The organism is uncultured Alsobacter sp. (genome assembly GCF_945952055.1).
Classification (GTDB): Bacteria; Pseudomonadota; Alphaproteobacteria; order Rhizobiales; family Beijerinckiaceae; genus Alsobacter.
This window is the reverse complement of sequence record NZ_CAMFHB010000003.1, coordinates 59,307-74,771: the sequence shown is the minus strand read 5'-3', so window position 1 is coordinate 74,771 and position 15,465 is coordinate 59,307. Positions and strand designations below refer to the sequence as shown.

Below are 15,465 nucleotides of genomic sequence, written 5' to 3'. Positions count from 1 at the left end.
GGAAGATTACCATGATGCGTATCCTGAAGATCGCGGCCCTGGCCGCATGCGCGGCCTTCGTCGCCGCGCCGCGGCCGGCCTCGGCGCAAGCCGATGCCACCAAGCCCAACATCCTCTACATCCTCGCCGACGACCTGGGCTGGGCCGACCTCGGTTTCCGCAGCCCGGACCTCAAGACGCCGACGCTGGACCAGCTCGCCAACGAAGGCGCCACGCTGGAGCAGTTCTATGTCCAGCCGATGTGCACGCCGACTCGCGCGGCGCTGATGACTGGGCGCTATCCGCTGCGCTACGGCCTCCAGAGCTTCGTGATCCTGCCCGAGCAGACCTACGGCATCCCGCAGGACGAGAAGCTCCTGCCGCAGGTCCTGAAGGAAGCCGGCTATGACACCGCCATCATTGGCAAGTGGCACCTCGGCCATGCCGACCGCAAGCTCTGGCCGCGCCAGCGCGGCTTCGACTACCAGTACGGCGCCCTGATCGGCGAGATCGACTACAACACGCACAAGATCGACGGCATCACCGACTGGTATCGTAACGACAAGAAGCTCGACGAGCCGGGCTACGTCACGACGCTCCTGGGGCGCGACGCGGTTCGCTACATCGAGAAGCACGATCCGAAGCGGCCGATGTTCATGTACCTGGCCTTCACGGCGCCCCACACGCCGCTGATGGCGCCGAAGGAGTACATCGACCGGTTCAAGGGCATCGCGGACGAGAACCGTCGCACCTATGCCGCCATGATCAGCGCCATGGACGACCAGGTGAAGGCCGTGCTCGACGCGCTGAAGAAGAAGGGCATGCGTGACAACACGCTGATCGTCTTCCACAGCGACAACGGCGGCGTGAAGTCGGCCATGTTCGCCGGCCAGATCGCCACCAAGGGCGCACCGCCCGCCAGCAACGGCCCGTTCCGGGACGGCAAGGGCAGCCTCTACGAAGGCGGCACGCGCGCCATGGCGTTCGCCAACTGGCCGGGCAAGATCAAGGCGCAGAAGGTCGATGGCATGATGCATGTCGTGGACATGATGCCGACGCTCGTGGCGCGGGCCGGGGGCAATCTTGCCGGCACCAAGCCGCTCGACGGCATGGACGTGTGGAAGACGATCAGCGAGGGCGCGCCCTCGCCCCGCAACGAGATTGTCAACAACGTCGAGCTGTTCCGCGGCACGGTCCGCCAGGGCGACTGGAAGCTGCACTGGAAGGCGCCTCTGCCGGCCAAGTTCGAGCTCTACAACGTCGCGAAGGATCCGGCGGAAGCGCAGAACGTCGCAGCGGACAATCCCCAGATCGTCGCGGACCTGCGCAAGCGCATCGACACGCTGGCCAACGAGATGAAGCCGTCGATGTTCTTCCAGCAGACTTTCAAGTCCTACATGGGACGCGAACTGCCGACCCCCGTCTTCCCCAACGACGACTCGTTCTTCACAGTCGGTGACTGAATGCGGCAGGCCGGGACTTCGTTGAAGTCCCGGCCTGTGTCAGATACCATTCGCGGCCGGCGATATATTTCCTCCGCGTCGCCGCGAAGGGCAGAACGATGTCCACCCCCGTAGCCCGCGCCGCCATCCTGCACATGCTGCCCGCCTATCTCGGCGAGGCAGGCCTTCGTCCCGACGCCGTGTTCAGCGCCGGCGGGATGAGTGCAGCCGAAACCCAGGCGGGAACGGTGGTCTACCGTGCCCAGATCGCAGCGGTCCTCGAGGCCGCGGCCCGTGCCCTCGGCCAGGCTCACGTGGGTCTCAGCCTGGGCCGGTCGGCGATCCCGGCGCGCCTCGGAAAGGCCGGCCTGGCCCTCGCGTCCGGGCGGTCCATCGCGGAGTGCCTCGATGCCCATGCGCGGCAGATGCCCGCCATGCAGACCCATATCCGGCTCGGCCTGCGCATGGAGTCCGGCGAGGCCGTCTGGGCCCAGAACTTCCATGGCGAGCCGGCGGGCACCTCGCGCATCCTGTGCGAGGGTGCTGCCGCCTTCCACCTGCAGTTCATCCGCTCCCTCGTCGGCTCCGACTGGTCGCCGGCGCGCGTCGTCTTCCCGCATGCGCTGCGCGGACGCCGCGCGGACTACGAGGACTACTTCGGGGCTCCCGTCGTTTTCGGGGAGGGCGAGGAAAGCCGACTGGTCTTCGGCACCGATGTCCTGCGCCGGCGCGTGGTGGTGCCGCCCTCGGTCGCCGGCGAAGACGGCCCGCAGACGCCGGAGCGCGAGCTGATGGCGTTCCGGCTGCGCGAGGAAAGACTTCTGCAGACGCTTCGTGCGCTGGTGACGGCACGCCTCGCCGAAGGTCCCGTGACGCTCACCGCCTCGGCCCGCGTCCTCGGCGTCGCCCAGCGGACGCTGCAGCGCCGGCTGGACGAGGCCGGCATCACCTTCGAGGCAATCGTCGACGACATCCGCAAGGACCTGGCGATGGAGCGCATGCGCGACGGCACCGCCACCGTCACGGAAGTCGCCATGTCGCTGGGCTATTCCGACTCAGCCCACTTCATCCGCGCCTTCCGGCGCTGGACGGGCATGACGCCGTCCGCCTGGCGCGACCTGGAGCCCTAAGGGCGCGCTGCGCAAAGGCGGCATCCGGCTTTTCGCGACGAGCATGCGACCAGCAGGGAACCTGGAGCAGGCTCCGTTTCCATCGACACGAAGCATGCTCAAGGCGCGACCGGCGTCAGCGCCTGAGCCGTGCCGCCAGCCTGGCGATCTCGGGGTCGTCCGGCCGCACGCGGGCAAGGCGTTCGGCCAGGGGCGCCGCCTGCGCGCCGTCATTGGCGCGAAGCGCCGCCTGCAGCAGCGCCGTCAGGAGATTGGCATCGGAGGGGCTGCGGGCCAGCGCCCGCCGCATCACCCCGAGCCCGTCCTCGGCTCGCCCGATGGTCTGCAGGGCCACGCCGTACACATAGGCGTAGCGTCCGTTGCCCGGCTCGCCTTCGGCGGCGCGGCGCAGGTTCTCGATGGCCTCGGCCGTCCTGCGCGAGCGCACGAGCGACAGCCCGAGGGCGTGGTGCAGCGCCGCGCTGTCGGGGCTCAGCGCGAGGCCGTCGCGCAACGTGTCCTGCGCCTCCGCCTCACGACCGAGGCGGCGCAGCAGGTCGGAGAGATTGACTGAGGCCGGCACGGCGGCGGGTTCGAGCCGAAGGGCGGCGCGGTACTCGGCCTCGGCCTCCGCCTGCCGCCCCTGCCGGATCCGGAGCTGCGCCAGGCCGACGCGGGCATCGGGCCTGTCCGCCTCGATCAGCAGCGAGGTCTCGAGTTCGGCCGTGGCCGCGGCGAGCGCGGCGGCGTCCTCCGACGACAGACCCGAGGCGGGCCGGTCGGCCAACAGCAGGGCGGCCGCGATGCGGACCAGGCGCACCGGATCGCGCAGGGCGGTGGACGCCCGCCGCCAGCGAACCTCCGGCGGCTGGCCGTCCTGCTGGCGCAGCGCGGTGGCCCTGACGAGGGGGTCGGGGTCGGCCAGGGCGCGCACGAGCGCCGCGTCGGTGTCGGCCGAGGGCCAGTCGCGCAGGAACTCGACCGCCGTGGCGCGCGCCACGGCCGGCACGACCGGATCGTTGGCCAGGGCCTGAAGACTGTCGCGCGCGGCCGGATCGCCCACGCGCGTGGCGTGGAACGCCCCGGCATAGGTCTGGTGGCCCCGCCGGGTCGGCCCATGCCAGCCCGTCACCGCGTCGGCCGCCCAGCGGGCATCCTTGTCGGCGTGGCAGTCGGTGCAGGCGTTCGGCGTTCCGAGCGTCACCGACAGGTCCGGGCGCGGGATGCGGAAGGAGTGATCGTGCCGGCGATCGACCTGCATGTAGGTGCGCACCGGCATGTGGCAGGACACGCAGTCCGGCGTGCCGGCGCCGGGCTTGTGGCCCGTGTGCCGCACGTCGGCGAAGCGTGCCGCCTCGTGGCACTGCCCGCAGACCGACGCGCCCGCCGCGCGCAGGCGGCCGGAATGAGGGTCGTGGCAATCGCTGCACACGACGCCGCGGGCATACATCAGGCTCTGCTTGAAGGCGTGGTCGTTGAACACCTCGTCGCGCATCTGCCCGTCGTCCTCGAAGAGATCGGGCGTCAGGAGCGACGGGCGATAGGAGTCGGCCAGGGGCCGCCCCGGCGCCCACGTGGACGCGATGGGTCCCCGCCGCGCATGGCAGCGCGCGCACGTCTCCACCTCGTCGCCGGCGGGGCGCGCCACCGACGCCTTCGGGCTGCCGGTCTGGGGATCCGGCGTCCAGTCGACCGGGGCCCTGCGGCCGGCCACGGCCGCGAAGCCCTTGGTCGCGTCGGCCGGCGCGCCGCCCAAACGCGCCCAGGCGACGTGCTTCGCCCCGCCACCGTGGCAGCTCTCGCAGCCGACCCCCGGCTCGGTCCAGGTGCTGCGGAAGGTGTCGGTGGCGGCGTCGTAGCCCTTGTCCATCGCCGTGACGTGGCACTCGGCGCACATGTGGTTCCACCCCTGGAGCAACCGGGTCCAGTGACGCGGATCGGAGGGAGGCACCGGGTCGTCGCCGTAGACGTGGAACCAGCGCTGGCCGCCGGCCTCCTTCGGCCGCGTGTCCCAGGCCCAGGGCAGGACCTGGACACGCCCGTCCGGGAACCGGACGAGGTACTGCTGCAGGGGCGCGAGGCCGAGGACGTCGGTCACCGTGAAGGCGGCCGGCTTGCCGTCGCGGCCCTCCGTCTCGACGACGAAGCGCCCACCCTCCCGGCTGAAGCGCCCACGGCTGCCGCCGGCCTCGACCGACGCGCCCGAGAAGTCGCCCAGCACCGTCGCGTCACTGGCCGGCGCCATGGCATGCGCGTGGTGGGACGAGCGCCAGTCGGCGGCCTGCGCGGCGTGGCATCCCGCGCAGGTTGCACTGCCGACGTGGTCGGCGGCGACGGCCGGCACCGGCTGTCCCTGCGACTGGCCGACCGTGGCGTGGAGAGCAAGCCCGAGAAGGGCACTGAGGAACGCCCCCGCGATCGGGAGCAAGGCCATGCGCATGAAAGACCGACCGCGACGCCGGGCCAGCACCCTCTGCCGACCCTCGGTGCGGGAGCTTAGCAGATCCTGCGGTGGCCGACGCAACGCCGGAGAGGATCAGCTCGTGCCGCGCTTCTTCGGCTTGCGCAGGGCGTAGCGCATGACGGCATCGATGACGACCGATCGCCGGTGGGCCAGGACCGCCGGCTTCGCCACGTCCACGCCGAAGATCCGCGAGAACGTGGCCCGGTTCGACACGTTGAAGAAGCACATGGCGCTGATGATCATGTGCAGGTCGACGACGTCGAGATCGGGCCGGAAGATCTCCTCTTCGACGCCGCGGCGGTAGACGTCGCTGAGCGCGGTCAGCGCCGAGGCGTTCACGGACCGGATGCGCTGGGACAGGTCGAGATGGACGCCGTGGTGGATGTTCTCGTCCATGACGAGCCGGACGAAATCGGGGTTGGCGTTCTGGTAGTCGAAGGTGAACCCCGTGAGCTCGCGCAGCGCCGCATCCGGCGCGAGGCCGGCGAGATCGAGGTCCCGCTCGATGCCGCGGATGCGCGCATAGGCTTCCTCGAGCACGGCGACGAACAGGCCCTCCTTGTCCCCGAAATAGTAGTAGATCATCCTCTTGCTGGTGGACGTCTTGGCGGCGATCTCATCCACGCGCGCGCCGTTGAAGCCCTTGGCCGCGAACTCCGCGGTCGCGACCTCCACGATGTTGCGGCGCACGCCCTCGGGGTCCTGCGTCCAGCCGGTCGCGGTCTTTTCGGCCGGCTTGTCGGCCTTGGCTGCCCGGGGCGCCTTTCGGCGCACGACATCGTCCACGGCGATCCTCCTCTTTGACGGCAGTCTTTCATGACGAACGTGATTTGTACAGTTTCGTACAAAGTGTTTGACTGAACTCACCAGTTCGTCCAATCTCGACCTCAGGCGTCCCGCAGAGGATGCCGGCCGGCGCACGCCGGAGACATCGGAGGAAGGACGCCCATGGCGAAGGCGCACGCCTTGCAGGACGCTGCCGGACCGCATTTGGTCCGTGCTCAGGACACGATCCTGACCGGCCTCATCGGGGCCGCCATCGGCAAGTCCCGCTCCCCCGTCCTGCACCAGAGCGAAGCGGCGGCGCACGGCAAGGTCGGCCTCTACCGTCTCATCGACCTGGACGTCCTCGGTCTCGGACCGGAGGCCCTTCCCGACCTGCTCAGCTCCGCGGAGCGCTTCGGGTTCGCGGGCCTCAACATCACCTATCCCTGCAAGCAGGCGGTGATGGCGCACCTCACCGAACTCTCGCCTCACGCCGAGGCGCTGGGCGCCGTCAACACCGTCGTGCTACGTGACGGCAAGCGGATCGGCCACAACACCGACTGGTCGGGGTATGCCGCCTCGCTGCGGGCCGACCTGCCCGGCGCCGACCTGTCGCACGTCGTGCTCTTCGGCACCGGTGGAGCCGGTGCGGCCGTGGCCTATGCCCTGCTGATGTGCGGCGTCGGCCGGCTGTCCCTCGTCGACACCGACGCGGCCCGGGCGTCGGCGCTCGCCGCGCAACTCGGCCCGCGCTTCCCGAAGGCGGGCATCGACGTCGCGGCGGACCCCGGAGAGGCCGTCCGCGCAGCCTCGGGCCTCGTGAACGCGACCCCCGTGGGCATGGACAAGTTCCCCGGCACGCCGTTTCCGGCCGACTGGATCCAGCCCCGTCACTGGGTCAGCGACATCGTCTACTTCCCGCTCGTCACGGCCCTGCTCGCCGCAGCCCGCAAGAAGGGCTGCCGGACGCTCGACGGCAGCGGCATGAACGTGCACCAGGCGGCAGAAGGTTTTCGCCTGATGACGGGACTGAACCCCTCCCCCGAACGCCTGCGCGCCGTCTTCGACGCCGCCGGAGGTCCCCCATGAGCAAGGTCGTCGACGGGTTCTTCTGGACCCTCAAGGCGGTCAGCGGCGCGCTGCTGGCCGCCATGATCGCCCTGGTCTTCCTGAACGTCGTGCTGCGCTACGCCTTCAACTCCGGCATCGTCGTCTCGGAGGAGCTGGCCCGCTGGTTCTTCGTGTGGCTGACCTTCATCGGTGCCGTCGTGGCGCTGCGCGAGCGCCAGCACCTGGGCATGGACACGCTCGTCAAGATGATGGGGCGCACCGGCCGCAAGGTCTGCCTCGTCCTCAGCCACGCCCTGATGCTCTACGCGACCGGCATGCTTCTGTGGGGCAGCTGGAAGCAGATGCTCATCAACTGGGACATGACCGCCCCGGCGACGGAGCTGTCGACCGCCTGGTTCTACGGAGCCGGCGTCTTCTTCGGTGTCTTCGGGGGCCTCGTGCTCCTGTGGGACCTCTACCTCATGCTCACCAACCAGCTCAGCGACGACGAGCTCATCTCGGTGCGCGAGAGCGAGGACGAGCCCCATCCGGTCGGCCCGACGGCGGAGGGCCGGTGATGACGATGACGATCCCGATCTTCCTGGGAGCCCTCCTCGCCGCCATGGCGATCGGCATGCCCATCGCGTTCGCGCTGATCATCTGCGGCATCGCGCTGATGGCCTACATGAACATGATGGACGCGCAGATCGTCGCCCAGAACGTTCTGAACGGCGTCGACAACTTCGTCCTGCTCGCTGCCCCCGGGTTCATCGTCGCCGGCGAGATCATGAACGCCGGCGGCCTGTCGAAGCGCATCGTGCGCATCGCGGTGACCTGCATCGGCCACGTGCGCGGCGGCCTCGGCTACGTCGCCATCCTCTCCGCGACGATCATCGCCGCGCTCTCCGGCTCGGCCGTCGCGGATGCTGCGGCGCTCTCGGCCTTCCTGATCCCGATGATGGTCGCCGCCGGCCACGACAAGGCGCGCGCCGGTGGCCTCATCGCCTCGGCCGCGATCATCGCGCCGATCATCCCGCCCAGCATTCCCTTCGTGCTGTTCGGCGTGCTGGCGAACGTCTCGATCACCAAGCTGTTCATCGCCGGCATCGCGCCCGGCGTCATGCTGGCGATCGCGCTGTGCATCGCCTGGTACATCGTGGCGCGCAAGGAGAACGCCAAGCCCTTGCCCAAGGCCACCGCGCACGAGCGCTGGCGAGCCTTCGTCGAGGGCTCCTGGGCGCTGGGCCTGCCGGCTATCATCATCTTCGGCCTGAAGTTCGGCGTGTTCACGCCGACCGAAGCCGCGGTGGTGGCCGCCGTCTACGCGCTCTTCGTGGCCATGTTCATCTACCGCGAACTGAAGGTGCGGGACCTCTTCGGCATCTTCGTGCGGGCGGCCATCACCACCAGCGTGGTGATGTTCCTGGTCGCCGCCGCGCTCGTGTCGGGGTGGCTGATCACCGTCTCGGACATCGCCAAGTCGGTCGTCGCCCTCGTCGAGCCCTTCATGGGCAGCCCGACGCTGTTGATGCTGGCCATCATGGTCCTCGTCATGGTCGTGGGCACGGCGCTCGACCTCGGCCCAACGATCCTGATCCTGACGCCGATCCTGATGCCGATCATCAAGGCGGCGAACATCGATCCGGTGTTCTTCGGGGTCCTATTTATCGTCAACAACGCCATCGGGCTCATCACGCCGCCCGTCGGCACCGTCCTGAACGTCGTCGCCGGCGTCGGGAAGATCAGCATGGAGGACGTCACCCGCGGCATCGGGCCGTTCCTCCTCGCCGAAAGCATCGTCCTGTTCCTCATGGTGCTGTTCCCGTGGCTCGTCACGGGTCCGGCCAACTTCTTCCTGGGACGATGAACACCCTCAAGCAGAGCCGGGGCAAAGCCCCCAACGGGAGGACTTCCATGAAGCCAATGATGAAAGCGATCGCCGCCACCTTCGTCGCCACCGGCCTCCTCGCCGCGGCGCCGGGCCAGGCGCAGGTGCGTGACCAGAACTTCAAGCTCGGCGTGCAGGTCAACCTCGACAACGCCCGCGGCAAGACGCTGGTCAAGTTCGCAGACCTCGTGAAGGCGAAGTCGGGCGGCAAGATGAACGTGCAGATCTTCCCGGGCGGCGCGCTCGGCGGCGACCTGCAGACGCTCTCGGCCATGCGCGGCGGCACGGTCGATGCCACGGCCACCGCCACGAGCACCCTCGTCGGCATCGTCAAGGACTTCGCGCTCCTCGACCTGCCCTTCGTGTTCAACAGCGACAAGGAAGCGATGGCCGTGCTCGACGGCGGCTTCTCCAAGCACCTGAACAAGCTGCTCGACGAGAAGGACCTCGTGGGTCTCGGCTACTGGGGCGCCGGCTACCGTCACCTCACCAACAGCAAGCGCCCGGTGAAGACACCCGACGACGTGAAGGGCCTCAAGGTCCGCGTGCTGCAGAACCCGCTGTTCATCGACCTGTGGAAGGCGCTCGGCGCCAACGCCGTGCCGATGCCGTTCCCCGAGGTCTACTCGGCGCTCGAGCAGGGCACCGTGGACGGCCAGGAGAACCCGGCGGCCACCCTCGTCAGCGCCAAGCTCTTCGAGGTGCAGAAGTACCTGTCGCTCACCTCGCACGTCTATTTCGTCGACTCGCTGCTGTTCTCCAAGCCCGTCTGGAACAAGCTCAACGACGACGAGCGCAAGGTGATCACCGAGGCCGCCAAGGAAGCGGAGGCCTATGGCCGCGTCGAGGTGATCGGCGAGGACAAGTCGAACATCGAGGCCATGCGCGCCAAGATGCAGATCAACGAGATCGCGCCCGCCGACATGGACAAGTTCCGCGCCATCGCCAAGCCGGTCGTGGACAAGTACTCCGCCGCCGCCGACCAGGCCTCGGCCAAGGAGCTCTTCGACACGATCGCCAAGGTGCGCAAGTAAGACGCACGACCACGCTGCGTCCTTCGACACGGCCGCTCCGCGGCCTGCTCAGGATGAGGAGATTGGTGGTGTTTCAGCACCCACAACGCCCCTCATCCTGAGCAGCCGCCGCAGGCGGCGTGTCGAAGGACGCACGATCTTTCAGCCCCCGCCGGGACCCACGCCATGACCATCGACGCCTCTCTCCAGCCCTACCTCGACACCTGGAAGGCTGCCTGGCAGCACATGGCGCCGGATGCCCCGATCAGCGCCCGCCGGGCCATGCTCGAGAAACTGGCAACGGAAGCGCGCAAGCCGCTGCCGGACGGGGTCACCAGCGAGGTCGTCACGATCGAAGGCGGCCCCCGGCCCGTCCGCGTCCGCCTGTTCCGTCCCACGGCTCCGGGCCTCCTGCCGGCGATGGCCTACATGCATGGCGGCGGCTGGATGCAGGGCAGCCCCGAGACCCATGACGAGATCGCCGCCTTCATCGCCGCGGAGACCGGCCACCTCGTCGCCAGCGTCGACTATGCGCTCGCGCCCGAGAACCCCTTCCCCGCCGCGGTCGAGGATTGCGCGGCCGTCGTGCGATGGCTGTTCGCACAGGCGCACGCGCTGCGCGTCCGCCCCGACGCGATCTCGGTCGGGGGCGACAGCGCCGGTGCCAACCTCGCCGCCTCCATGACCCTCATGTTCCGCGGAACGGCGCAGGCGCTGAGGGCGCAGGTTCTCTTCTACCCGGCGGTCGACTTCACCCATGACAGGCCCTCGGTTCGCGAGAATGCCGACGGGCCCATCATCACGGCCAAGAGCCTGCCCGGCACCGCCGCGCTCTATCTCCCCGACCCTGCCGATCGCACCAATCCTCTGGCCGCGCCGATGCTGGCGAGCGACCACGCCCATCTGCCGCCGGCCTACATCGCCGTGGCCGAGCACGATCCCCTCCGCGACGAGGGCAAGGACTACGCGGCCGCACTCCGGACGGCCGGCGTCCCGGTCGACCTGCACGACGGAAAGGGCCTGTTCCACGGCTACTTGCGCGCCATGTCCCTGGCGGCCGTCGCCAAGGCGCCGCTCGAGCAGGCCTGTGCCTGGCTGAAGGCGCAGGTTGCCCGCTGATTCCTGAATCAGGTTCAGCAAAGGGCTAAAACAAACCATTTGCTGCACGGACAGACGGGGTCCAGAACGATGCCCGTCCTGTGCCCGGGATCCGGAGCGCAGGGATCGTCCTGTCCCGCTTCACTCCGAGGGTCCCATGAGCACCGGAAAGTCCGGCCTCGTCGTCACCGCCCATCCCGGCGACTTCGTCTGGCGCGCCGGCGGCGCGATCGCGCTGCATGCCCGCAAGGGCTACCGCATGGTCATCGTCTGCCTGTCCTACGGCGAGCGTGGCGAAAGCCAGTGGGCCTGGAAGAAGGCCGACGTCGCGATGGCGGACGTGAAGGCGCAGCGCAAGGACGAGGCGGAGCGCGCGGCGGCCATGCTGGGCGCCGAGATCGTCTTCTTCGACGCCGGCGATTATCCCCTGCGCACGACCCCGGAGATGCTCGACCGCCTCGTCGACATCTACCGTGAGGTGAAGCCCTCCTTCGTGCTCACCCACTCGCTCGAGGACCCCTACAACGTCGATCATCCGGAGGCGACGCGCTTCGCCCAGGAGGCCCGCATCATCGCGCAGGCCGCCGGCCACAAGCCCTCGCCCGACCTCGCCTACAGCGCCCCGCCGGTGTTCCTGTTCGAGCCGCACCAGCCCGAGCAGTGCAACTACAAGCCCACGCTCATCCTCAACATCGACGAGGTGTGGGAGACCAAGCGCAAGGCCTTCGAGATCCTCGCCGCGCAGAAGCACCTGTGGGAGTACTACACCCGGGTGGCGCTGAACCGCGGCATGCAGGGCGGCCGCAACTCCGGCAAGGCCATGACCTACGGCGAGGCCTACCAGCGCATCTTCCCGCAGGTGGTCGAGGAAATCGCATGAAGCCCGTCGTCGTCACCGGCACGCCCCGCCCCGCTGCCGCGCTGGTCGCCCGTCTTGCGGCGCTCGGCGTCGCCACCACCCACGAGGCCATGGGCCGCATCGGCCTGATGAAGCCCTACATGCGGCCGATCTGGCCGGGCGCCCAGGTGGCGGGCAGCGCGGTGACCGTGCTGGCCCAGCCGGGCGACAACTGGATGATCCATGTCGCGGTCGAGCAGTGCCAGCCCGGCGACATTCTCGTCGTGGGCGTGACGGCCGACAACACCGACGGCATGTTCGGTGACCTGCTCGCCACCTCGCTGATGTCGCGCGGCGTGGTCGGACTCGTCATCGACGCCGGCGTGCGTGACGTGAAGTCGCTGACCGAGATGAAATTCCCGGTCTGGCCGCGGGCGATCTCCGCCAAGGGCACGGTCAAGGCGACCCTCGGTTCGGTGAACGTGCCGGTCGTCTGCGCCGGCGCCCTCGTGCATCCCGGCGACGTGGTCGTCGCCGACGACGACGGCGTGCTCGTGGTGCCGCGCAAGGACGCCGAGGCGGCCGCCATTGCCGGTGAGGCCCGCGTCGCCAACGAGGACGCCAAGCGCAACGCGCTCGCCTCCGGCGTGCTCGGCCTCGATCTCTACAAGATGCGCGAGCCGCTGGCGAAGGCGGGGCTGACCTACGTCCCCTGGAAGGGCGAGGACTGAGCCCGCACCGGCGGCACGGAGGAACGGCATGGGAAACGCGCTGCGGATCGCCTTCATCGGCTTCGGCGAAGTGGGACAGCTTTTCACGCGCCAGCTCGCGGCACGGCCAGACGTGACGCTCACGGCCTGGGACATCCAGTTCGCCGGTTCTGGCGGCGCGGCGATGAAGGCCCGGGCCGCGGACGGCGTGACGCCCGCCAACGACGTGGGCGAGGCTTGCCGTGGCGCCGCGGTGGTGATTTCGGCCGTCACCGCCGACTCGGCGGTCGACGCGGCGCGACAGGCCGCACCCCACCTGAAGCCCGGCCAGCTCTATGTGGACCTGAATTCGGTCTCCCCGACCACCAAGACGCGCATCGCCGAGGCGCTCGCGCCATCCGGCTGCGACTTCGTCGAGTTCGCGGTCATGGCGCCGGTCGCGCAGCCCGGCATCGCCGTGCCGATCCTGGCCGGCGGCGGACGCGCCGGCGAGATCGCCGGCCTCCTCAATCCGCTCGGCATGGCGATCACGGCCGTCAGCGAGGAGATCGGCGTCGCCTCGGCGACGAAGCTCTGCCGCAGCATCGTCATCAAGGGCATGGAGGCGCTGATGGTCGACCTCGGCCTGGTCGGCGAGAAGACCGGCGTGCTGCCGGCGGTGCTCGCCAGCCTCACCGCCTCCTATCCGGGCATGGACTGGGCGCAGGTGCTCAAGGTCATGCCCGGCCGCGTCCGCCAGCACGGCGTGCGCCGCGCCGCCGAGATGCGCGAGGTCGCCCGCATGCTGGAGGAGAACGGCTTCGACGGCGGGCTCGCGGAGGCCATCGCCCGACGCCACGAGACCTTTGCGGACCCCAAGCCTAAAGACCTGACGAAGCCTGCAGACCTGCCGAAGACGGATGCCCCCGCCGCCGCGGCTTCCACCAGCAGCCGGAGCACCGCCGATGTCGCCTGAACCCATTCTCGACATCGCCCATCTGGGCCATCTCGAACTGCTCACCCCGAAGCTGGAGGAGAGCCGGGCCTTCTTCGTCGACGTCATGGGCATGACCGAGAGCGCCCGGCAGGGTGACTCGATCTATCTGCGCGCCTGGGACGACTACGAGCACCATTCGCTGAAGCTCACCGCGTCGGCGAAGCCCGGCATGGGCCACATGGCCTTCCGCGCGCGCTCGCCCCAGGCGCTCGAGCGCCGCGTCGCCGCGCTGAAGGGTTCCGGCTACGACGTCGGCTGGACGGACGGCGACCTCGGCCACGGCCCGGCCTTCGTCTGCAAGGACCCGGACGGCCACGTCATCGAGCTCTACTACGAGACCGAGTGGTACCAGGCCCCGCCGGAACTGAAGCCTGCCCTGAAGAACCAGGCCCAGCGCTTCCCGGCCCGCGGCGTCAACGTGCGCCGTCTGGACCACCTGAACTGCCTCGCCCAGGACATCCGCGCCAACCGGGTCTTCTTCGAGACCTATCTCGGCTGCCGCCTCACCGAGCAGATCGTGCTCGACGACGGCACCGAGGCCGGCATGTGGATGACCTTCACCAACAAGAGCTACGACTTCGCCTACACCCGCGACGCGACGGGCTCGCGCGGCCGCTTCCACCATCTCACCTACGCGCTCGACAGCCGCGAGGAGATCCTGCGCGCCGCCGACATCTTCCTGGAGCACGGCGTCTTCATCGAGTCCGGCCCGCACAAGCACGCCGTCCAGCAGACCTTCTTCCTCTATGTCTACGAGCCCGGCGGCAACCGCGTGGAGATCGCCAACGCCGGCGCCCGCCTCATCCTCGCGCCCGACTGGAAGACCATCGTCTGGACCGAGGCCGAGCGCAGGAAAGGCCAGGCCTGGGGCATGAAGACGGTCGAAAGCTTCCACCACTACGGCACGCCGCCGGTGGAGTGAGCACGCCATTTCCCTGAATCGAAGCTCAACCCCTCCGCACGTCCTGCCCGGGCTTCGGCCCGGGCATCCACGACTTTGCCGGGGAAGGTTGCGTCTCCCCGCCGAAGTCGTGGGTGGCCGGGCCAAGCCCGGCCAAGACGGTGGAGAGATGCAGGCTGGATGAGTGGCTTGGCCGTAAGAAGCGTGGCCCTCAATTCCCCCAGCGCTGCTGCCAGCTGCGCTCGCCGAAGGTGCAGGAGGAGCGCGGCTTCTCGACCTGGGCCGGAATGACCCGCGCCGGCAGCTCGGCGGGAGGAACCAGCGCGATCTCCAGCAGGATCTTGGTGCGGATGGCGTCGGCGAACTGGTTGCGTTCGCGGATCGGGATCACGAACGAGCCCGGGCCGCCGATGACGCAGTCGGAATAGTACTCGTCCAGGTGCTCGACCTCCGGATAGCCGAAGTTCGGCCGGTTCAGCATGATCGGCAGGCCGTTGATGGTGATGCCCTTGGCGACCGCGTCGTCGCGGGCCTGGGTCACCGGGCGTCCCTGGTTGTTGGAGCCGTCGCCGGAGACGTCGATCACCCGCTTCAGGCCCTGGTAGCCGTTCCGGTCGAACAGCGGCACGGAGAAGTCGATCGCCCCCGAGATCGAGGTCCGGTACAGCCGCCGCGTGGGCTGAACTTTGAGCTTGCCGACGAAGACCTGCGCCGAGGCGAGGTCCTCGATGACGTGCCAGTCGACCACGACGTCCTGGGACGTGGCGCCGGCCCATTCGACATAGGTGACGGCGATCTTGCCGTTCACACCCTTCTTGATCGCCGCCAGGATCTCCGGTGACGTGATCGCCTGCATGTAGCCTTCGCGCTGGAGGGCCTGCTCCTCGGGGTCCATGGAGTAGGAAATGTCGACGGCCAGGACGAGCTCGACGTCCACCTCGCTGGGGCCGTCCTTGGCCAGCGCCTGCTGGCCGGCCGCGCCGAGCAGGACTGCCGCGACGGGCAGCCACCTCAGGCGGCTCGCCAAGTGCCGGATTGCGAGGCTCAGTTGCATCACGACCTCCCGCTCAACGTCGCAAGAGTGTGCCCCAGCCCCTCGGGATCGCCAATCACGATCACATGTCGATTGGACGCTTCACCTGCGCCGAGCCGCGTGCCATCCTTGGGCATCAGCGACCCGGTCGACCCGTTCGGCCGGCGAAGTCGCGTGGATCGAGAGGGAAGGGGTTACC

The 15,465-nt window shown here is 69.1% G+C and carries 14 protein-coding genes; 11 read left to right on the top strand and 3 right to left on the bottom strand.

What is annotated here, in order from left to right; genetic code table 11:
- Positions 1 to 11 precede the first annotated feature (11 nt).
- Both Q0Q47_RS03185 and Q0Q47_RS03180 read left to right on the top strand, forming a co-directional pair.
- On the top strand, positions 12 to 1,442 hold the full coding sequence (locus tag Q0Q47_RS03185) for an arylsulfatase (RefSeq protein WP_293854286.1): 1,431 nt from the start codon (positions 12 to 14) through the stop codon (positions 1,440 to 1,442).
- A 98-nt stretch (positions 1,443 to 1,540) separates the two neighbouring features.
- Positions 1,541 to 2,551 (top strand): AraC family transcriptional regulator, encoded by a 1,011-nt coding sequence (locus tag Q0Q47_RS03180; protein WP_293854283.1) that lies wholly within the window; start codon positions 1,541 to 1,543, stop codon positions 2,549 to 2,551.
- A gap of 115 nt (positions 2,552 to 2,666) precedes the next feature.
- Here Q0Q47_RS03180 and Q0Q47_RS03175 read toward each other — a convergent pair whose 3' ends face one another.
- The gene (locus tag Q0Q47_RS03175) at positions 2,667 to 4,964 is read right to left on the bottom strand and encodes a cytochrome c3 family protein (protein ID WP_293854280.1); all 2,298 of its coding nucleotides are present in this window, start codon (positions 4,962 to 4,964) and stop codon (positions 2,667 to 2,669) included.
- A 102-nt stretch (positions 4,965 to 5,066) separates the two neighbouring features.
- Positions 5,067 to 5,780: a TetR/AcrR family transcriptional regulator gene (locus Q0Q47_RS03170; RefSeq protein ID WP_293854277.1), complete on the bottom strand. Its 714-nt coding sequence runs from the start codon at positions 5,778 to 5,780 to the stop codon at positions 5,067 to 5,069.
- Positions 5,781 to 5,942: 162 nt separating this feature from the next.
- On the opposite strand from Q0Q47_RS03170, the gene Q0Q47_RS03165 reads away from it, so the two are divergent.
- The 9 genes from Q0Q47_RS03165 (at position 5,943) to Q0Q47_RS03125 (ending at position 14,254) form a co-directional block, all read left to right on the top strand.
- Entirely contained in the window at positions 5,943 to 6,848 is a 906-nt protein-coding gene (locus Q0Q47_RS03165) for a shikimate dehydrogenase (RefSeq protein WP_293854274.1), read from the top strand.
- Entirely contained in the window at positions 6,845 to 7,387 is a 543-nt protein-coding gene (locus Q0Q47_RS03160; protein WP_293854272.1) for a TRAP transporter small permease, read from the top strand. Before Q0Q47_RS03165 ends, Q0Q47_RS03160 begins: the two co-directional genes overlap by 4 nt.
- 5 nt (positions 7,388 to 7,392) lie before the next feature.
- Positions 7,393 to 8,676 (top strand): TRAP transporter large permease subunit, encoded by a 1,284-nt coding sequence (locus Q0Q47_RS03155; RefSeq protein ID WP_293854777.1) that lies wholly within the window; start codon positions 7,393 to 7,395, stop codon positions 8,674 to 8,676.
- 47 nt (positions 8,677 to 8,723) lie between these two features.
- The gene (locus Q0Q47_RS03150) at positions 8,724 to 9,731 is read left to right on the top strand and encodes a DctP family TRAP transporter solute-binding subunit (protein WP_293854269.1); all 1,008 of its coding nucleotides are present in this window, start codon (positions 8,724 to 8,726) and stop codon (positions 9,729 to 9,731) included.
- Positions 9,732 to 9,896: 165 nt separating this feature from the next.
- A complete protein-coding gene (locus Q0Q47_RS03145) occupies positions 9,897 to 10,829 on the top strand; it encodes an alpha/beta hydrolase (RefSeq protein WP_293854267.1) in 933 nt (310 codons plus the stop codon).
- Between the two features lie 136 nt (positions 10,830 to 10,965).
- Complete coding sequence (locus Q0Q47_RS03140) at positions 10,966 to 11,688, top strand: PIG-L deacetylase family protein (RefSeq protein ID WP_293854264.1); 723 nt, start codon at positions 10,966 to 10,968, stop codon at positions 11,686 to 11,688.
- The gene (locus Q0Q47_RS03135) at positions 11,685 to 12,377 is read left to right on the top strand and encodes a 4-carboxy-4-hydroxy-2-oxoadipate aldolase/oxaloacetate decarboxylase (protein WP_293854260.1); all 693 of its coding nucleotides are present in this window, start codon (positions 11,685 to 11,687) and stop codon (positions 12,375 to 12,377) included. Before Q0Q47_RS03140 ends, Q0Q47_RS03135 begins: the two co-directional genes overlap by 4 nt.
- A gap of 28 nt (positions 12,378 to 12,405) precedes the next feature.
- The gene (locus Q0Q47_RS03130) at positions 12,406 to 13,311 is read left to right on the top strand and encodes an NAD(P)-binding domain-containing protein (protein WP_293854257.1); all 906 of its coding nucleotides are present in this window, start codon (positions 12,406 to 12,408) and stop codon (positions 13,309 to 13,311) included.
- The gene (locus Q0Q47_RS03125; protein ID WP_293854255.1) at positions 13,301 to 14,254 is read left to right on the top strand and encodes a catechol 2,3-dioxygenase; all 954 of its coding nucleotides are present in this window, start codon (positions 13,301 to 13,303) and stop codon (positions 14,252 to 14,254) included. Before Q0Q47_RS03130 ends, Q0Q47_RS03125 begins: the two co-directional genes overlap by 11 nt.
- Positions 14,255 to 14,444: 190 nt before the next feature.
- On the opposite strand, the gene Q0Q47_RS03120 is transcribed toward Q0Q47_RS03125, so the two are convergent.
- A complete protein-coding gene (locus tag Q0Q47_RS03120; RefSeq protein ID WP_293854252.1) occupies positions 14,445 to 15,287 on the bottom strand; it encodes a DUF1194 domain-containing protein in 843 nt (280 codons plus the stop codon).
- Positions 15,288 to 15,465: the final 178 nt, after the last annotated feature.